The sequence below is a fragment of the Sphingomonas sp. JUb134 genome, assembly GCF_004341505.2.
Taxonomy (GTDB): domain Bacteria; phylum Pseudomonadota; class Alphaproteobacteria; order Sphingomonadales; family Sphingomonadaceae; genus Sphingomonas.
Genome location: NZ_SLYP02000001.1, coordinates 1,954,302 through 1,967,753, shown reverse-complemented (window position 1 = coordinate 1,967,753; position 13,452 = coordinate 1,954,302). Strand labels below are relative to the sequence as shown.

General features: G+C 66.1%; 9 protein-coding genes and 1 tRNA gene. 9 read left to right on the top strand and 1 reads right to left on the bottom strand.

Annotated features, from left to right (window positions below):
- The first annotated feature begins 28 nt into the window (after positions 1-28).
- From EDF69_RS09210 to EDF69_RS09170, 9 genes are all read left to right on the top strand, one after another.
- A complete protein-coding gene (locus tag EDF69_RS09210) occupies positions 29-565 on the top strand; it encodes a (2Fe-2S)-binding protein (RefSeq protein WP_129341271.1) in 537 nt (178 codons plus the stop codon).
- Between the two features lie 98 nt (positions 566-663).
- The gene (locus tag EDF69_RS09205) at positions 664-1,695 is read left to right on the top strand and encodes an RcnB family protein (RefSeq protein WP_339538118.1); all 1,032 of its coding nucleotides are present in this window, start codon (positions 664-666) and stop codon (positions 1,693-1,695) included.
- Positions 1,696-1,776: 81 nt separating this feature from the next.
- Positions 1,777-2,457, top strand: a complete 681-nt coding sequence (locus EDF69_RS09200; RefSeq protein ID WP_132883547.1) for a prolyl hydroxylase family protein — start codon at positions 1,777-1,779, stop codon at positions 2,455-2,457.
- Between the two features lie 50 nt (positions 2,458-2,507).
- Positions 2,508-4,271, top strand: coding sequence for a single-stranded-DNA-specific exonuclease RecJ (gene recJ / locus EDF69_RS09195; RefSeq protein WP_132883548.1), 1,764 nt, complete (start codon positions 2,508-2,510; stop codon positions 4,269-4,271).
- A 75-nt stretch (positions 4,272-4,346) separates the two neighbouring features.
- A tRNA-Glu gene (locus tag EDF69_RS09190) sits at positions 4,347-4,421 on the top strand.
- An 85-nt stretch (positions 4,422-4,506) separates the two neighbouring features.
- On the top strand, positions 4,507-6,321 hold the full coding sequence (locus tag EDF69_RS09185; RefSeq protein ID WP_239555401.1) for a DUF6538 domain-containing protein: 1,815 nt from the start codon (positions 4,507-4,509) through the stop codon (positions 6,319-6,321).
- Positions 6,322-6,586: 265 nt separating this feature from the next.
- Positions 6,587-7,126, top strand: coding sequence for a hypothetical protein (locus EDF69_RS09180; protein ID WP_132883549.1), 540 nt, complete (start codon positions 6,587-6,589; stop codon positions 7,124-7,126).
- Positions 7,123-7,626, top strand: a complete 504-nt coding sequence (locus tag EDF69_RS09175; protein WP_132883550.1) for a hypothetical protein — start codon at positions 7,123-7,125, stop codon at positions 7,624-7,626. Before EDF69_RS09180 ends, EDF69_RS09175 begins: the two co-directional genes overlap by 4 nt.
- A 345-nt stretch (positions 7,627-7,971) precedes the next feature.
- On the top strand, positions 7,972-11,883 hold the full coding sequence (locus tag EDF69_RS09170) for an AAA family ATPase (RefSeq protein ID WP_132883551.1): 3,912 nt from the start codon (positions 7,972-7,974) through the stop codon (positions 11,881-11,883).
- 301 nt (positions 11,884-12,184) lie between these two features.
- On the opposite strand, the gene EDF69_RS09165 is transcribed toward EDF69_RS09170, so the two are convergent.
- Entirely contained in the window at positions 12,185-13,432 is a 1,248-nt protein-coding gene (locus tag EDF69_RS09165; protein WP_132883616.1) for a dicarboxylate/amino acid:cation symporter, read from the bottom strand.
- Positions 13,433-13,452 lie beyond the last annotated feature (20 nt).

Genomic DNA, 13,452 nt, shown 5'->3' with positions numbered 1-13,452 from the left:
CCCCGCCGCTCGGCTAGGCTGCAGGCTCATGACCCGCTTCACCGTGAACAACCAGCCCGTCGAATACCAACTGGACCCGCAGACGCCGCTCCTGTGGGCGCTGCGCGATGCGTCGAACCTTACCGGCACGAAATACGGGTGCGGTGTCGGAGAGTGCGGGGCCTGCACCGTGGATGTCGACGGAGAGGCGGTGCGCTCCTGCCAGGTCGCGATCGGCGCCCTGGAAGGAACCTTCGTCACCACCATCGAGGGCCTGTCGCGCGATCGCAGCCACCCGGTGCAGGCCGCGTTCCTCGCCTCCAACCTGGGCCAGTGCGGCTATTGCATCCCCGGCCTGGTCATGGCGACGGCCGCGTTGCTGCGGACGAACCGCGATCCTTCGGATGCGGCGATCGCCGAGGCGCTGACGAACCTCTGCCGTTGTGGCATCCAGCCGCGCCTGACGGAGGCCGTCCGGCGGGCGGCGCGGCTTGCCCGGGGCGACGAGACGCTGGAGCCGGCGCCCAAGCCCGGCACCGACCATGACGAGGCGGCACGCGCGGTGCCGGCGCTCAGCCCGCGCTGATTCTTTCAGGCGGCTGTCACCCGAGTTCAGCCACGGCTCATCGCACAGGGCCTATCTGCGGATCAACGTAACCGGCGGGTCCGGTTGGGAGAGCCGCAGTGACCAAGTTCTTGTTGATGGGGTTGATGGCAGCCACCGCGCTGGTGCCTGCATCGGCATGGGCGCAGGACCGGGGCGATCGCCCGCGGCGCGAGGCGCGTGAGGCGGGCCGCCCTGCACCGCAGCGCGTTCAGCGCGATGCTCCGCGCGAGCGCCCGCAGCCCCAGCGCAACTTCCAGAACGAGCGGGCGCAACAGCCCCGCCCGCAGATGCCGCAGCGGAATTATCAGAACCAGCGGCCGCAGCAGGCGCGCCCGCAGATGCCGCAGCGCGACTATCAGAACCAGCGGCCGCAGCAGGCTCGTCCGCAGACGCCGCAGCGCGACTTCCAGCGAGAACGCCCGCAGCGGCGCGAGGAGTTGAGCCATCCCCCGGAACGTCCGGCTGGCTTCGATCGCCCCCGCGGCGACGGGCAGCAGCGGTGGCAAGGTGGCGACCGGCGCCCGGACGGCCGCGTCGATCGCCCCGATCCTCGACCGGGCAACCGACCGAACGTCCGCGGCAACGACGGTCGCCCCGATCGTCCGGGGGTCCAGCCCGGTCGTCCAGGCGGCAATTGGGAAGGTCGCGACCGTCGTCCCGGCGACCGCTTCGATCGCAACGATCGTCGTCCCGGCGACCGCTTCGACCGGAATGACCGCCGGCCCGGCCGCGGATACGATCGGAACGACGGCTGGCGCAATCAAGCCCGCGACCGGCAGGACTGGAACGATCGCCGTGGGTGGAGCCGCGGCTGGCGCGACGACCGCCGGTACGACTGGGACCGGTATCGCCAGGCGAACCGCAACGTCTATCGCCTTCCGCGCTACTATCCGCCGTCCGGCTACCATTACGGCTATCGCCGCTTCTCGGTGGGACTGACGCTCGGTTCGATGCTTTACGGATCGAGCTATTGGATCAACGACCCGTTCTACTATCGCCTGCCGCCGGCGTACGGCCCCTACCGCTGGGTCCGCTACTATAACGACGCGCTGTTGGTGGATCTGGAGACCGGCGAAGTGGTCGACACCGTCTACGACCTGTTCTGGTAACGGAATCGATGCGAGCGGGTCCGGCAGGCGACTGCCGGGCCCTCTTGCGTTCGCCGGCACCTTGTTCGAAGGAACGGTGCCATGAAGGTGCAATCGACCCGTCCGCATGGCTCCCCGTCCCCGGTTCGGGCAGAGTTCGGGACCCGCGTCGCCGAGCGGCTCAAAGCCAATCCGAACGTCCGCCCCGCCAAGACGGAGGCGGCCCAGATGTTCGTCCATCCGGACTTCCTGAGCCCGGAGGAATGCGCGATGCTGATGCGTACCATCGACGCGGGCAGCCGTCGCTCGACGCTGCTCACCGAGTCCAACGACCCCAATTTCCGCACCAGCGACAGCTGCGACCTCGACCGCTGGTCCCCCGAGATTCAGCCTCTGGACGAGCGGATCGCCGACCTGCTCGGCATCGAGCCGCAGTTCGGCGAGACGATGCAGGGGCAGCGCTATGCGCCCGGCCAGCAATTCCGGGCGCATCACGACTATTTCCACGAGGGCGAGCGCTACTGGGCCGACATGGAGCAGCAGGGCGGGCAGCGGACCTGGACGGCGATGGTGTTCCTGAACACCGTCGAGCAGGGCGGCGCCACGTGGTTCCCGCAGGCGGGCGTCCGCTTCAAGCCCAATGCCGGCCAGCTCGTCGCCTGGAACAACATGAACCCGGACGGCAGCCCCAACAAGCTGACCCTGCACGAGGGGATGGCGGTGGTGCGCGGCACCAAATACATCATCACCAAGTGGTTTCGCGAGCGCCCCTGGGTCAAGTGATGGAAACGACGGCGATTTCCATCCTCTGCCGGTTGGCGTAAGCGCCGCCCATGCGTCCCGTTCTGAACATTCACCGCTCGATCCTCGGGCAACCCTGGCGCTGGCGCGGCCTCGCCGCCGACCCGTGCGACGCGAGCTTCGCGCCCGACGACCTCGTTACTCAATTGCTGCTCGCCCGCGGCTGCGCGCGCGAGGCGCTGGAGGCACATCGCAGTCCCAGCATCCGCGGCTTCATGCCCGATCCCTCGATCTTCCGTGACATGGACAAGGCCGCCGAGCGGCTCGCCGATGCCGTGCAGGCAGGCGAGCAGGTCGCGATCTTCGGCGACTATGACGTCGACGGGGCGACTTCGGCAGCGCTCCTGATCCTGCTGCTCCGCCAGCTCGGTATCGAGCCCCGCGCCTATATCCCCGATCGGATGACGGAGGGCTATGGCCCCTCGGGTCCCGCGCTGCTGCGGCTGAAGGAAGAAGGCGCGAGCCTGATCGTGACGGTCGATTGCGGCGCCCAGGCGTTCGAGGCGCTGGATGCTGCCCGCGAGGCCAAGGTCGACGTGGTGGTGGTCGACCATCACAAGTGCGCAGCTGCCCTCCCCTATGCGCACGCGCTGGTGAATCCCAATCGCATGGACGAGCGCGAGGGTGCCGAGCATGGGCACCTCGCAGCCGTCGGCGTCGCCTTCCTGCTGGGAGCAGCGCTGCTGCGCACGCTCAGGACGCGAGGCTGGTTCACCAGCCGTCCGGAGCCCAAGCTGATCGAGCTTCTGGACCTCGTCGCACTGGGCACCGTTGCCGACGTCGCGCAGTTGCGCGGGCTGAACCGCGCCTTTGTCGCCCAAGGGCTCAAGGTCATGGCGCAGCGCCGCAACCTGGGGCTCGCTGCGCTGATCGAGGCGTCCAGGCTGACGCGGGCGCCGACCTGCTCGGATCTGGGCTTCGCGCTCGGGCCGCGGATCAACGCGGGCGGGCGCGTCGGACGATCGGACCTGGGCGTCCGGCTGCTCACCACCCGGGATCGGGACGAAGCGCGCGCGATCGCCGAGGAACTGGACCGGCTGAACGAGGAACGCCGCGCCATCGAGGCGGTGGTGCAGGCCGAGGCTGAGGAGCGCTGCGCTGCGCAGCAGGACCGCGGCGTGGCGGTGGTTTCCGGGCGGGGATGGCACGCCGGCGTGATCGGCATCGTCGCAGGCCGGCTGAAGGAAAAGCTCGGGCGCCCTGTCCTGGTGATCGCAGTGGACGAGAATGGCGTCGGCAAGGGCTCGGGCCGATCGATCGCAGGCGTCGACCTGGGCGCGGCGATTCTCTCGGCGAAGGACAGCGGCCTTCTCCACGCGGGCGGCGGCCATGCCATGGCGGCGGGCGTCACCGTGTCGGAGGACACGATTCCCGCGCTCGCCGACTTTCTGCACGACAACCTTGCCGAGGCCGTGGAATGCGCGCGCGGCGAACGCGCGCTGCTGTTCGACGCGGTGCTCGCCCCCGGCGGCGTGAACCCGATGCTCGTGGAGGCCCTGGAGGTGGGCGGTCCTTACGGTGTCGGCTGGCCCGCGCCGCGGGTGGCAGCCGGTCCGGTGCGGGTGATCCGCGCGGATACGGTCGGCAACGGCCATGTCCGGCTGACGGTCGCCGGAGACGACGGGCGCAGCCTGAAGGCCGTGGCGTTCCGGCAGGCGGACACGCCGCTCGGCATGGCGCTGCTCGGCGCCCCGCCCCACCGCCGGCTCTGGCTCGCCGGACGGGCCAAGATCGACGACTGGGGCAGCCGCCCGGCCGCCGAGCTCCACGTCGAGGACGCCGCCTGGGCCGATTGATGGACCCGAAACAAAAATCGCAAACACCCGCTTGACCGCCCGGCAGCATTTCCCTAGTTCGCCGCAACCGGCAACGGCCCCTTCGTCTAGTGGTTAGGACGCGGCCCTTTCACGGCTGAAACACGGGTTCGAGTCCCGTAGGGGTCACCATCTGGGCTAAGATGCCCGGAAATGCGCTATTCCGCCGAATTTGCCTGCTTGCTGGTACAGCGATATGGTACAGCGAGGCAGGAAAATGGTGCAGATGGCGACGCCGTGGCTCCACCCCGAGACCGGGGTCTATTACCTTCGACGGCAGATCCCGAAGGAGCTCCGGCCCGCGTTCGGCGGCAAGGCGTTGGAGAAGCAGTCGCTGCGGACCAAGGACGTCGCCAAAGCCGCTATTCTTTTCCTCGAAGCCAACGCCAAGCTGGAGCGGCAATTTGAAGAGGCGCGGCGCCGACTGCGCAAGACCGGCAGTGCCGGACCGTCCTTGCAGGATCAGGCCGAGCAGCTGGTGCTCGCCTACTTCCATGCGCCGGAGTTCATGGAAGGTGGACTCGACGGCGCCGAGCGGCTGGAACTCGCGCGTATCGAGGTCGACCGCGGCCTGTGGAACGAAACGGAGAACGGCATGTCGTTTCCGCAGCCGGCTGACGAAGACAGCTGGTGGGACCTGACCAACAACGCGGCGATGTACCGTGTCTGGAACGGCCGGCGACCCGTACAGCAGCATCCGCCCGGCACAATCTGGCACTGGCACGACAATTCGTTCGCAGCGGATGCGAGAAGCCGCCAGATTGACCGCGTCGCTGCCCAAATCGCCCGCTTCAGCGGCATGCCGGCGTCGCAGCTTCCGCGGACGCTGCCCGACGCGATCGCCAGCTTCTTCTACGACCAGCCCGTGTCACAGCCACGTGAACGCCGATCGCGTCCGCCCGGCTCGAGGCTGCGTCCCGAAATGCGCATGACGGAGCTGTTCGGCTTCTGGAAGACCGCGCTTCAACCCTCCGAGCAGACCACGCACGAGTTCGAGCAATCGCTCAACGACTTCATCGAGATGTTCGGCGACGTCCGCGCGGCCGAGGTCACACCGGAAGATCTCCTCGACTATCGCGACGAAGCGCTCAAGCTGCCCCGCTCCATGCCTCGGGTCGACCGCGCCCTCCCCTTCACCCGCCGGGTCGCGAAACACGAGACGACGTTCCCGAAGGTGAAGCCACCGACGCTGAAGAAGCGCGTCGGCGCGATCCAGGCGTTCCTCGCCTTCGCTTTCAAGCAGAAGTGGATCGCTGCTAACGTGGGGATCGGCATCCAGATCGAGGGCTATTCCAAGACCGGCGGGCTCAAGCCGAACAGCCTCGACGAGACCGAGATCGCACGACTGTTCGCCGCTCCGCTCTTCACGGACCTGTCCACTTGGCGACGCGATCGCAAGGTGTCGAGCCGGACGCTGTACTGGCTCTTCCTCCTCGCGCTGACCACCGGTGCCCGCATCGAGGAGCTCGGACAGGCACTCCTCACAGACGTGAAGGTCGATGGTGACGTCATCTACATCGACGTGGATGACTACGTGACCGACGACGAGGCTGAGGATGTCGCCAAGTCGGTCAAGAACGCAAACTCCCGGCGCGTCATTCCCGTTCACGACAACCTGAAGACGCTGGGCTTTCAGCGCTATGCGTCGATGCTGCGTGATGCAGGCGAGGTCCAGCTCTTTCCCGACCTCACGCCGGGACGCTTCGGCAAGCGGACGAAGGAAGCCTCACGCGCGAGCAACCGACTAATCGACAAGTTCGTGTCCAAGGACCGGCGCCTCCGCTTTCACAGCTTCCGACACCAGTTCAAGGACTTCGCGCTAGAGGCAGGGATCACCGACCGGGTCGCTGACCAGATCACCGGTCACGCGCCGACCACGATCGGCGGACGGTACGGCTCGGGAGTACGACTCCCTGCCCTCAGCAAGTTTCTGCACCAGATCGACTGGAGCTTCGTCGATTGGTCAGCAATCAGGCAGGCGAGTTCGGCTGCCGCGTGGAACGCGAATACGCAAATGCCCGGCGATAACTGAGGGGGATATTGCAAGAGCAAAGCAGCGATCGTAAGTTATGAGCCGTGGCTGCAATCCTCTCCGTTCTTCTTGGTCTCACCCTTGAGGCGTTATTGCGCGAGTATCCGCTAGCGCTGCGGCGGGCGGATGCGATCAGTCGTGACACACGCCCCATCGGCGCAGCATTATTCATTGCAGCCTCGTCGCGGATGACCTTACGACCTCCCGCGGGCTGGCAAGCCTCCTGATCCCTTCCTTCAAAACACAATCGTTTCTGGAGGACATCATGAACATGCAGAGTCTAGGTCGCGTTCTGTTGGACGCGATGAAGAACGAATTCGAAGCCGACGCCAGTGGCGCGACGTCGATCATCGACGCTTATGACGAAGACTTCGAAGCCGTTCAGGCGCGGCTTGTCACGCTCGTTCGCAAGCACGCAGGCATCATCGACACGCAGCGAGGCGACAGCCCCGCGCAGCGGCTCAACAGTCTGCGACTTACGACCGCTTATCCGGGCGTTCGTAAGCAAGCGCTGCGGGCGCTCATTCTCGAGAACGAGACTGCCATTCAGCGTCTCGCGCCGCTCCTCATGGCGGCTATCGTATCACGGGACTTCGCAACGACCGAACTCGAGATGGAGGAGAAACGCAGTCGAGAGGTGAAGGCAGCTAAAGGCGAACACCGCAGAAACGGTCTGTACACCGACGTGGCGACGGCTGCCGATCGGCTCCACACCATTTACGGGGCGACGTACCATCATTGGAAATCGCTCAGCGCGGAGCAGCTCGCCGCAGTCGCCAAGATCCTGCTGGAAGAGAAACCATGATCTTCTGCGACGAGATGTGGAACAGCGTCGACGTCTACGGCTCGCCGGCGGAGATCGAGCGCTTCAAGGCCACGTGCTTCGACCCGGTGCCGGTATACCGACAAAACTGCCAGGACTCCGAGTTAGACGAAGAGGCAATCGTCATGGTGGGGCTTGTCGGGAGCCGGATTGACACATGGAACTTTCGACAGCGGGCTACCAAGTCAGCGGGGCATTATCGCTTCGCCTTCGACACCCTCATGTGGTTCCCGACGCGGGAGTTCGAGAGGATCGCGGAGGCGTTCCCGTCGCTAGCTTTCGACTGCGATTGCATCGCGGACAATGATCGTTCGATGGGCTTCGGCTGGTACAATCCGCCTGAAGGCGGCGATCCGTTCCGCGATGATTACGACGTACCGCCGAACTACTGGAACGCTTCGCCAAACAAGCGGGATCCGATGGCGGAGCTTCGCTACCAGGCGTTAGTCGCGGAGTTGAAGCAAAAATTCTGCATTCGATAAGGCGCCGGTCACCATCAACCAGTGTGGGACAACTAGCTGGGGCGATGGCGGTGGTCGCCACACCCGTTTCCTGGGGGACAGCCGGTGTGGCGGCAGCGACCCATGTCCGGTCGCTCACAGCAAAATTCACGTTTCCCGAAAGCGGTCGTCTGTTCACATTGTGTTTGGAGCCTCTCCGGGGCACCAACGGCCGCGCTGGTCCGCTGGGATTGAGACTTCGCTGCCATTTCGCTCGACCCAATCGAAGGTCTACTCTCAGGCAGAAGCACGTGCGAGCCGGTCTGGTCTGATCTGCTAGACGGGCGGTAATTTAGGGTCGAGAATGCTCCGGACTAAGGGGACATCATGGCCGACGATACCGGCGCACCGCGCGACATCCATCTGCTGATTACCAACGCCTTGCTCGCCGACCTGATCGGCGGGCGCCCGGTGGCGCTAGGCAACGGCGAGCAGCTGGCATTGGCATCCGACGATGCGCGCGCGGTGCTCGACTGGTATCGCCTTAACCGCGGAAAGTGGGCTGGCAACCTGTCGGCGGCGGACACAGATGCAATCATCGACGTGATCGGCGCGCCGCCCCCGACTACCGAGGCGGAAGCCAAGAATGGCACGGCACGAACGAACAAGCTGCTGCGGCTGGTCAAGGTCGAGGCGCACCGCTTCGCCGGCCTCCACGCCTATGGCCGGCCGAGTGCGCCGCCTGCGTCCTTCGTGTTTGAGCCGGGCAAGCCGGTCATCCTGTTGGAAGGTGTGAACGGCTCGGGCAAGACCTCGATCGTCAATGCGATCATCTGGTGCCTGACCGGTCACCTGATTCGGTCGCAGCGTCCACCTGAGGAAGGACCGTTGGATTTCGCGTGCGAGATCGCACGCGACGACAACACGACCACTACTCATCCGATGTCGGCGATCACGCCCTTGCCGCCGAAGTCCGCGGAGTTGCCTCCTAATGGCGAGGCGATCCCCGCCGACAGCTGGGTTGAGCTGACCTTTGCTGACGCGGACGGCGCGATGCTGCCGCCGCTGCGCCGCAGCCAGAGCCGGTCTCCGCGCGGAAAACTCAACGAGGCCGCGCCAGACCTCGACGTAGTTGGCATCGATCCCATCGCCTGGCGGATCGCGACCACGATGCCGGCCTTGCTCCCGTTCCTCTCGGTCGGCTCGGCGTCACAGTTCGGTGAGGCGGTCGCACGGCTGACGGGGCTTGCCGATCTGGTGGATCTTGCCCGGCACGCCGAAAAGATGTCGACGCGGATCACCAAGACCGCGACGCCCGAGATCGAGAAGCAGCGGGGCGAGATCGCCGGGCGATACCAGCAGGCGGCCGACGACCTCGCCGGTATCATCGTCGAGACGCCGACGATCTCGTTCGAGGGCGACGTGCCTGCGGTCGACGGCGAGAAGGCCGCGGATAGTATCGCCGAGCTCTCCGCCCATTTTGCCGACATGAAGGCAACGGCGTTGAGCGAGGCGCAGGGCGTGCTCGGCGAAGCATTCGATCCCGAGAACAAGCAAGCGCGCGACAACCTTGAGGCCAGCATCGCTCCGGCGATCGAGCGGTTGCGGACGGCGGGTGAACTGCCGTCGATTGCTCGCCTGTCCGCCCTGAACGTGGACGCCGCCGAGGTGGCCGACATCGTCGCCTTGCTGACGCAGGTGGAAGCGGAGGCCGCCACACTCGCGCAGTTGGCCACCAATCCCGACCGCGCCCGCCGTGCTCAGCTTTACGCCAAGGTCTCAGCATGGATGCACGATCACGCGCATGTCGATGACGGCACCTGTCCGGTCTGCGTCGGCCAGTTGCATGGCGCATGCGATCCGGTCTCGGGGGAACCCGTCGTCGATCACCTTATCGAGGCGGCCCGTGACCGTCAGGTGATCGCCAGGACGATCGCCGACTGGGCGGGGCATTGGGTCGGACATCTGCTGCAGGCGCTGCCGCCGGCAATCGCGAGGGAAGCACGCGGCGACCTGCCCGCCGGCCCCGCCGCGCTGCTTCGAACCGGGCTCGCCGATGAGCTGTTCGCCAGCGACCCGTTTCAGGGCGCGCTGGTCGCGCTCCGACCCGATGCCGAGAAGCTGATCGACAAACGGCTCGCCGGCCTGCCCGAATTCACCGAACCCGCAGATCGTTCATTGCCTGTCGCCTTGGGAAAGTCGGTCGCCGGTCTTCAGCAGATGATCAAGCGCATCTACCGCGCGCTGGCGTTCGCGGAGTGGCGCAAAGCGGCCAGCGAACCGCTCAAGGCATTTCTGCAGGCGGTCCGGCGCGGTGATGATGGCGACGCCGATGCGCCGCGCGCAATCGGACGGCGGCTGACGTCACTGCTGCGGATCGTCGAGGGCGTCGCCCCGCTCAACTCCGCGATCGAGCAGGTGCGGCGACTGGAAGCTGCGCGCGTGGCTCATGCCGCGAAGAAGGAGCGGATCGCGGCCTGTGGGCGCGCCTCTGCCGCGCTTAACGTGCTCGTTCCCCTCGGTGGGCTCGCGCAGAAGCAAGTCGATACGCTACGTCGCAAGCTGCACAACCGGTCCGAGCACTGGCGCCGTGCGATCTATCGCAACGCCACGACCTTCGCGCCCGACCTGGCGGGCACCGGGATGAATGCGCGCGGTGTGCTCGACCTCAAGGTCGGCCGGGACGGCGTGACCGCGCCGGCGCAGCACATTTCCAACGCGTCGGCGCTGCGCGGTGCGCTGCTCGGCTTCTTTCTCGCCTTCCGCGAGCACGTTCTCGCCACCCGCGGCGGACTGGAGTTGCTCGTGCTGGATGATCCGCAGGAACTGCTCGATCACGATAACCGCCAGCGGCTCGCGCACGGGCTGGCCGCCGTCGCCGCGGCGGGCGCGCAGCTGTTCGTCACCACCCATGATCGCAGGTTCGCCCGGTCGCTCGTCGCCGAGAACCGCGCCGACGATCGCGTCCAGCACCTGTCAGTCCATGCGGTGAACTTCGTGCATCCAACGCTGAGCCTGTCGCCGACCATCGAGGAAGTCGATCGGCGTCGGCAGGCGTTCGTCGCCAATCTCGATTCGGCGATCGACGCGCAGAACTATGCCTCCGACCTGCGCGTGTTCATCGAGGGACGCCTGGGCGACCTGTTCGACGATCTGGCGGAGCCGGCGCACGCCACCTCGACCCAGGCGCTGACGCTGTTCCAGCTGCTCGACCGGCTGCGCGCGCTGATCGCCGCCAGCAGTGGTGAGCTGTTCAACAACCCGGTCCTCAAGCGCTTCGCCGACGATCCCGGGCTCGCCGATGGCGCGGCCCCGCGCCGTATCCTCAACAAGGCGCATCATCAGGACCGGACGTCGATCACCTATATGGACGTGAAGGACGTCGAGCCGGCGTTCGTGCGTCTGCGCACCGGTGTCGAGAAGGTCCACGAGCAGTTTCGCCTTCACCGCTGGCGCGAACCACTCTCGGCGACCGATCCAACCGACACCAACATAGTGCTGCTGCCAGTCATGGCTCGACCGGGCTTCTCGGTTCCGATCTGCCCCGACATTGCCGCCTTCGCCGGCGCGATGCCGGCGGGCGGTTCGCAGGATACCGCCAGCGAACAACTCGATGGCGACTGGTTCGACGGCAAAGCGTTGTTCTACGTCCGCGGCGAAACGCTGGGCTTCTCCATCCCGTCCGGCGCGATCGCCGTTGTTGATGCCGAACCCTATCCCGGTCGCGATCGCAACCTTGTGATCGCCCGGCATCAGGGCAACGTCTTGGCGCGCCGGTTGGTCAAGGCGCCCGGCTCGCTCGGCATCTCGCTCGCGGCGGAGACGCCCGATCCACGAACCCCGCGCCCAACGATGACCTATGACGAGAGCAAGGTGCGCCTATACCGGATCGTCGGGGCGATCTTCACCGACATGCCCCCGCCGGTCGGCGGCGGCGAGGCGACGCCGGTCGATGCTGCGCCCGAGTTGACGCGAATCGAGGTCGCCTATCGTGTCCGCGAAGACAGCGCGATCCCACTGGCATTACCGGGTCAAGTCATTCTGGGCGGCGCCGAGCTAAGCCCTAACGACCTCAGCGCTTGGGAGGGCAAGCTCGTTGCGGTTACGCTCAACGACGGAACCAGCGTACTCAAACGGGTTGGTGCCCGCCTTGGCGGCGGCCTCGCTCACCTTCGTCAGTTCGAAACCATCGGCGGCTTGGGTTCGTCGATCGTAATCGCGACCGAGACAATCGATGACGTGGCAAGCACCCCTGTTATGGCATCAGCGCGCCGCGTGTTGGGCGTGCTGTACGAGTAGGGCATCGTAGCGGGCCGTGCGGCGGCGCTGCAACCAGCACCTCAATGGGTTAGGCCGATCCGAAGTCGCAAAGCACCACGACGACCCACAAGTCGCCGTTCCCAGATGATTTTATGCTTTTCAAGTTCAGACGCTCGTTCATCTCGGCATAAACGGAGGTCGTCCCGGCGTCGGAAGGCAGAAAGTGGGTCGAAACGAATTAGCTGCTTTAGGTGACGGGAGCATGACCCACTTCAACAAGCGGCCCTTTGAGGGTGCATTAGGCGCGGCACGCCTCTAGGTTGCTTCGACGCGGCTTCAGCTACGAACTTGAAAGTCTAGTGCCTTCGCACGACGTCCGATCCAACTCACCTTCCCATTGACCGACGACCGTCGTGACCATCAGGTTCGCGCTCGCGCTTGGCACCGTGCGGGTCATGTCGAGCAGCCGGTCAAAGGGCAGCACGAACCCCACGACCAGCGCGGTCTGTTCCGGCGCGACGCCGACCGCCGACAGCACCGCCGCCAGCATGAACAGCGAGGCGGAGGGCACCGGCGCGGTGCCGAACGCCGCCAGCGCGCCGGTCAGCAGCACGATCGCCAGCACGCCCGCGTCGATCGGCACGGCGAACGCCTGAAGGCTGAAGACGCTCAGCAGCCCGACATACATCGCGGTCCCGTCCTTGCCGATGCTCGCCCCCAGCGGCAGCACGGTCGAATAGACCGATCGTCCGATCCCCAGATTGCGCTCCGCGACCTTCATCGCGACCGGCAGCGTCGCCGACGAGGACGCGGTCGAGAAGGCCACGACCAGCGCATCGACGATCCCGCGAAAGAACGGCAACACCGGCACCCGCGCGACCAGTTTCAGCATCACAGCGTGCACGACGAGGATCTGCAGGAGCGACGCTATCACGACACTCAGCGCCAGCCACCCGACGTGCAGGAACACCCCGGTGCCGTTGGTCGCGACCGCATTTGCGATCAGCGCGAATACCCCGAACGGCGTGAGTTCCATCACGAGCCCGACGATCTTCAACAATATGGCGGACAGCGATTGCAGCACTGCCGCGAACGGCTTGCCTGCCTCGCCCGTCAACACGGTGCCCACCCCGACCAGGATCGCGACAAAGATCAGGGCCAGCATGTCGCCCTTTGCCAGCGCCTCGACGATATTGAGCGGCACGATGCCGACGAGTTGGTCGTAGAGGGGTACAGGCGCGCCAAGAGCTTTAGGCACCGCGGTGCCCAGCAGCGCGCCTTTGCCCGGTTGAATCGCCACCGCCACCGCCATCCCCACACAGACAGCGATCGCCGTCATCGCCGCGAACAGCCCGACCGCGCGACCGCCGAGCGCCCCGAGCCGCTTCGGGTCGGCGAGCGTTGTGATCCCTGACGCGATCGTCACCAACACGATCGGCGCGACCAGCATCCGGATCGCACGTATGAACAGGTCACCGAGGAACGCAACCTTCGGCGCCGCCGCCGGCCAAACCAGCGCCAATAGCAGCCCGAGCGCCAGCCCGCCCAGCACCCGTTGCCACAGGGGAATCGCAAACCACCGCGCCATCAGTTGCCCTTTCGTCCGGA

Bases quoted from the DNA above. Each gene is read 5' to 3' on its own strand.
- EDF69_RS09210 (WP_129341271.1), top strand. From the start codon at position 29: ATGACCCGCTTCACCGTGAACAACCAGCCCGTCGAATACCAACTGGAC.
- EDF69_RS09175 (WP_132883550.1), top strand. From the start codon at position 7,123: ATGATCTTCTGCGACGAGATGTGGAACAGCGTCGACGTCTACGGCTCG.
- EDF69_RS09185 (WP_239555401.1), top strand. From the start codon at position 4,507: ATGGTGCAGATGGCGACGCCGTGGCTCCACCCCGAGACCGGGGTCTAT.
- recJ (WP_132883548.1), top strand. From the start codon at position 2,508: ATGCGTCCCGTTCTGAACATTCACCGCTCGATCCTCGGGCAACCCTGG.
- EDF69_RS09165 (WP_132883616.1), bottom strand. From the start codon at position 13,432: ATGGCGCGGTGGTTTGCGATTCCCCTGTGGCAACGGGTGCTGGGCGGG.
- EDF69_RS09170 (WP_132883551.1), top strand. From the start codon at position 7,972: ATGGCCGACGATACCGGCGCACCGCGCGACATCCATCTGCTGATTACC.
- EDF69_RS09180 (WP_132883549.1), top strand. From the start codon at position 6,587: ATGAACATGCAGAGTCTAGGTCGCGTTCTGTTGGACGCGATGAAGAAC.
- EDF69_RS09200 (WP_132883547.1), top strand. From the start codon at position 1,777: ATGAAGGTGCAATCGACCCGTCCGCATGGCTCCCCGTCCCCGGTTCGG.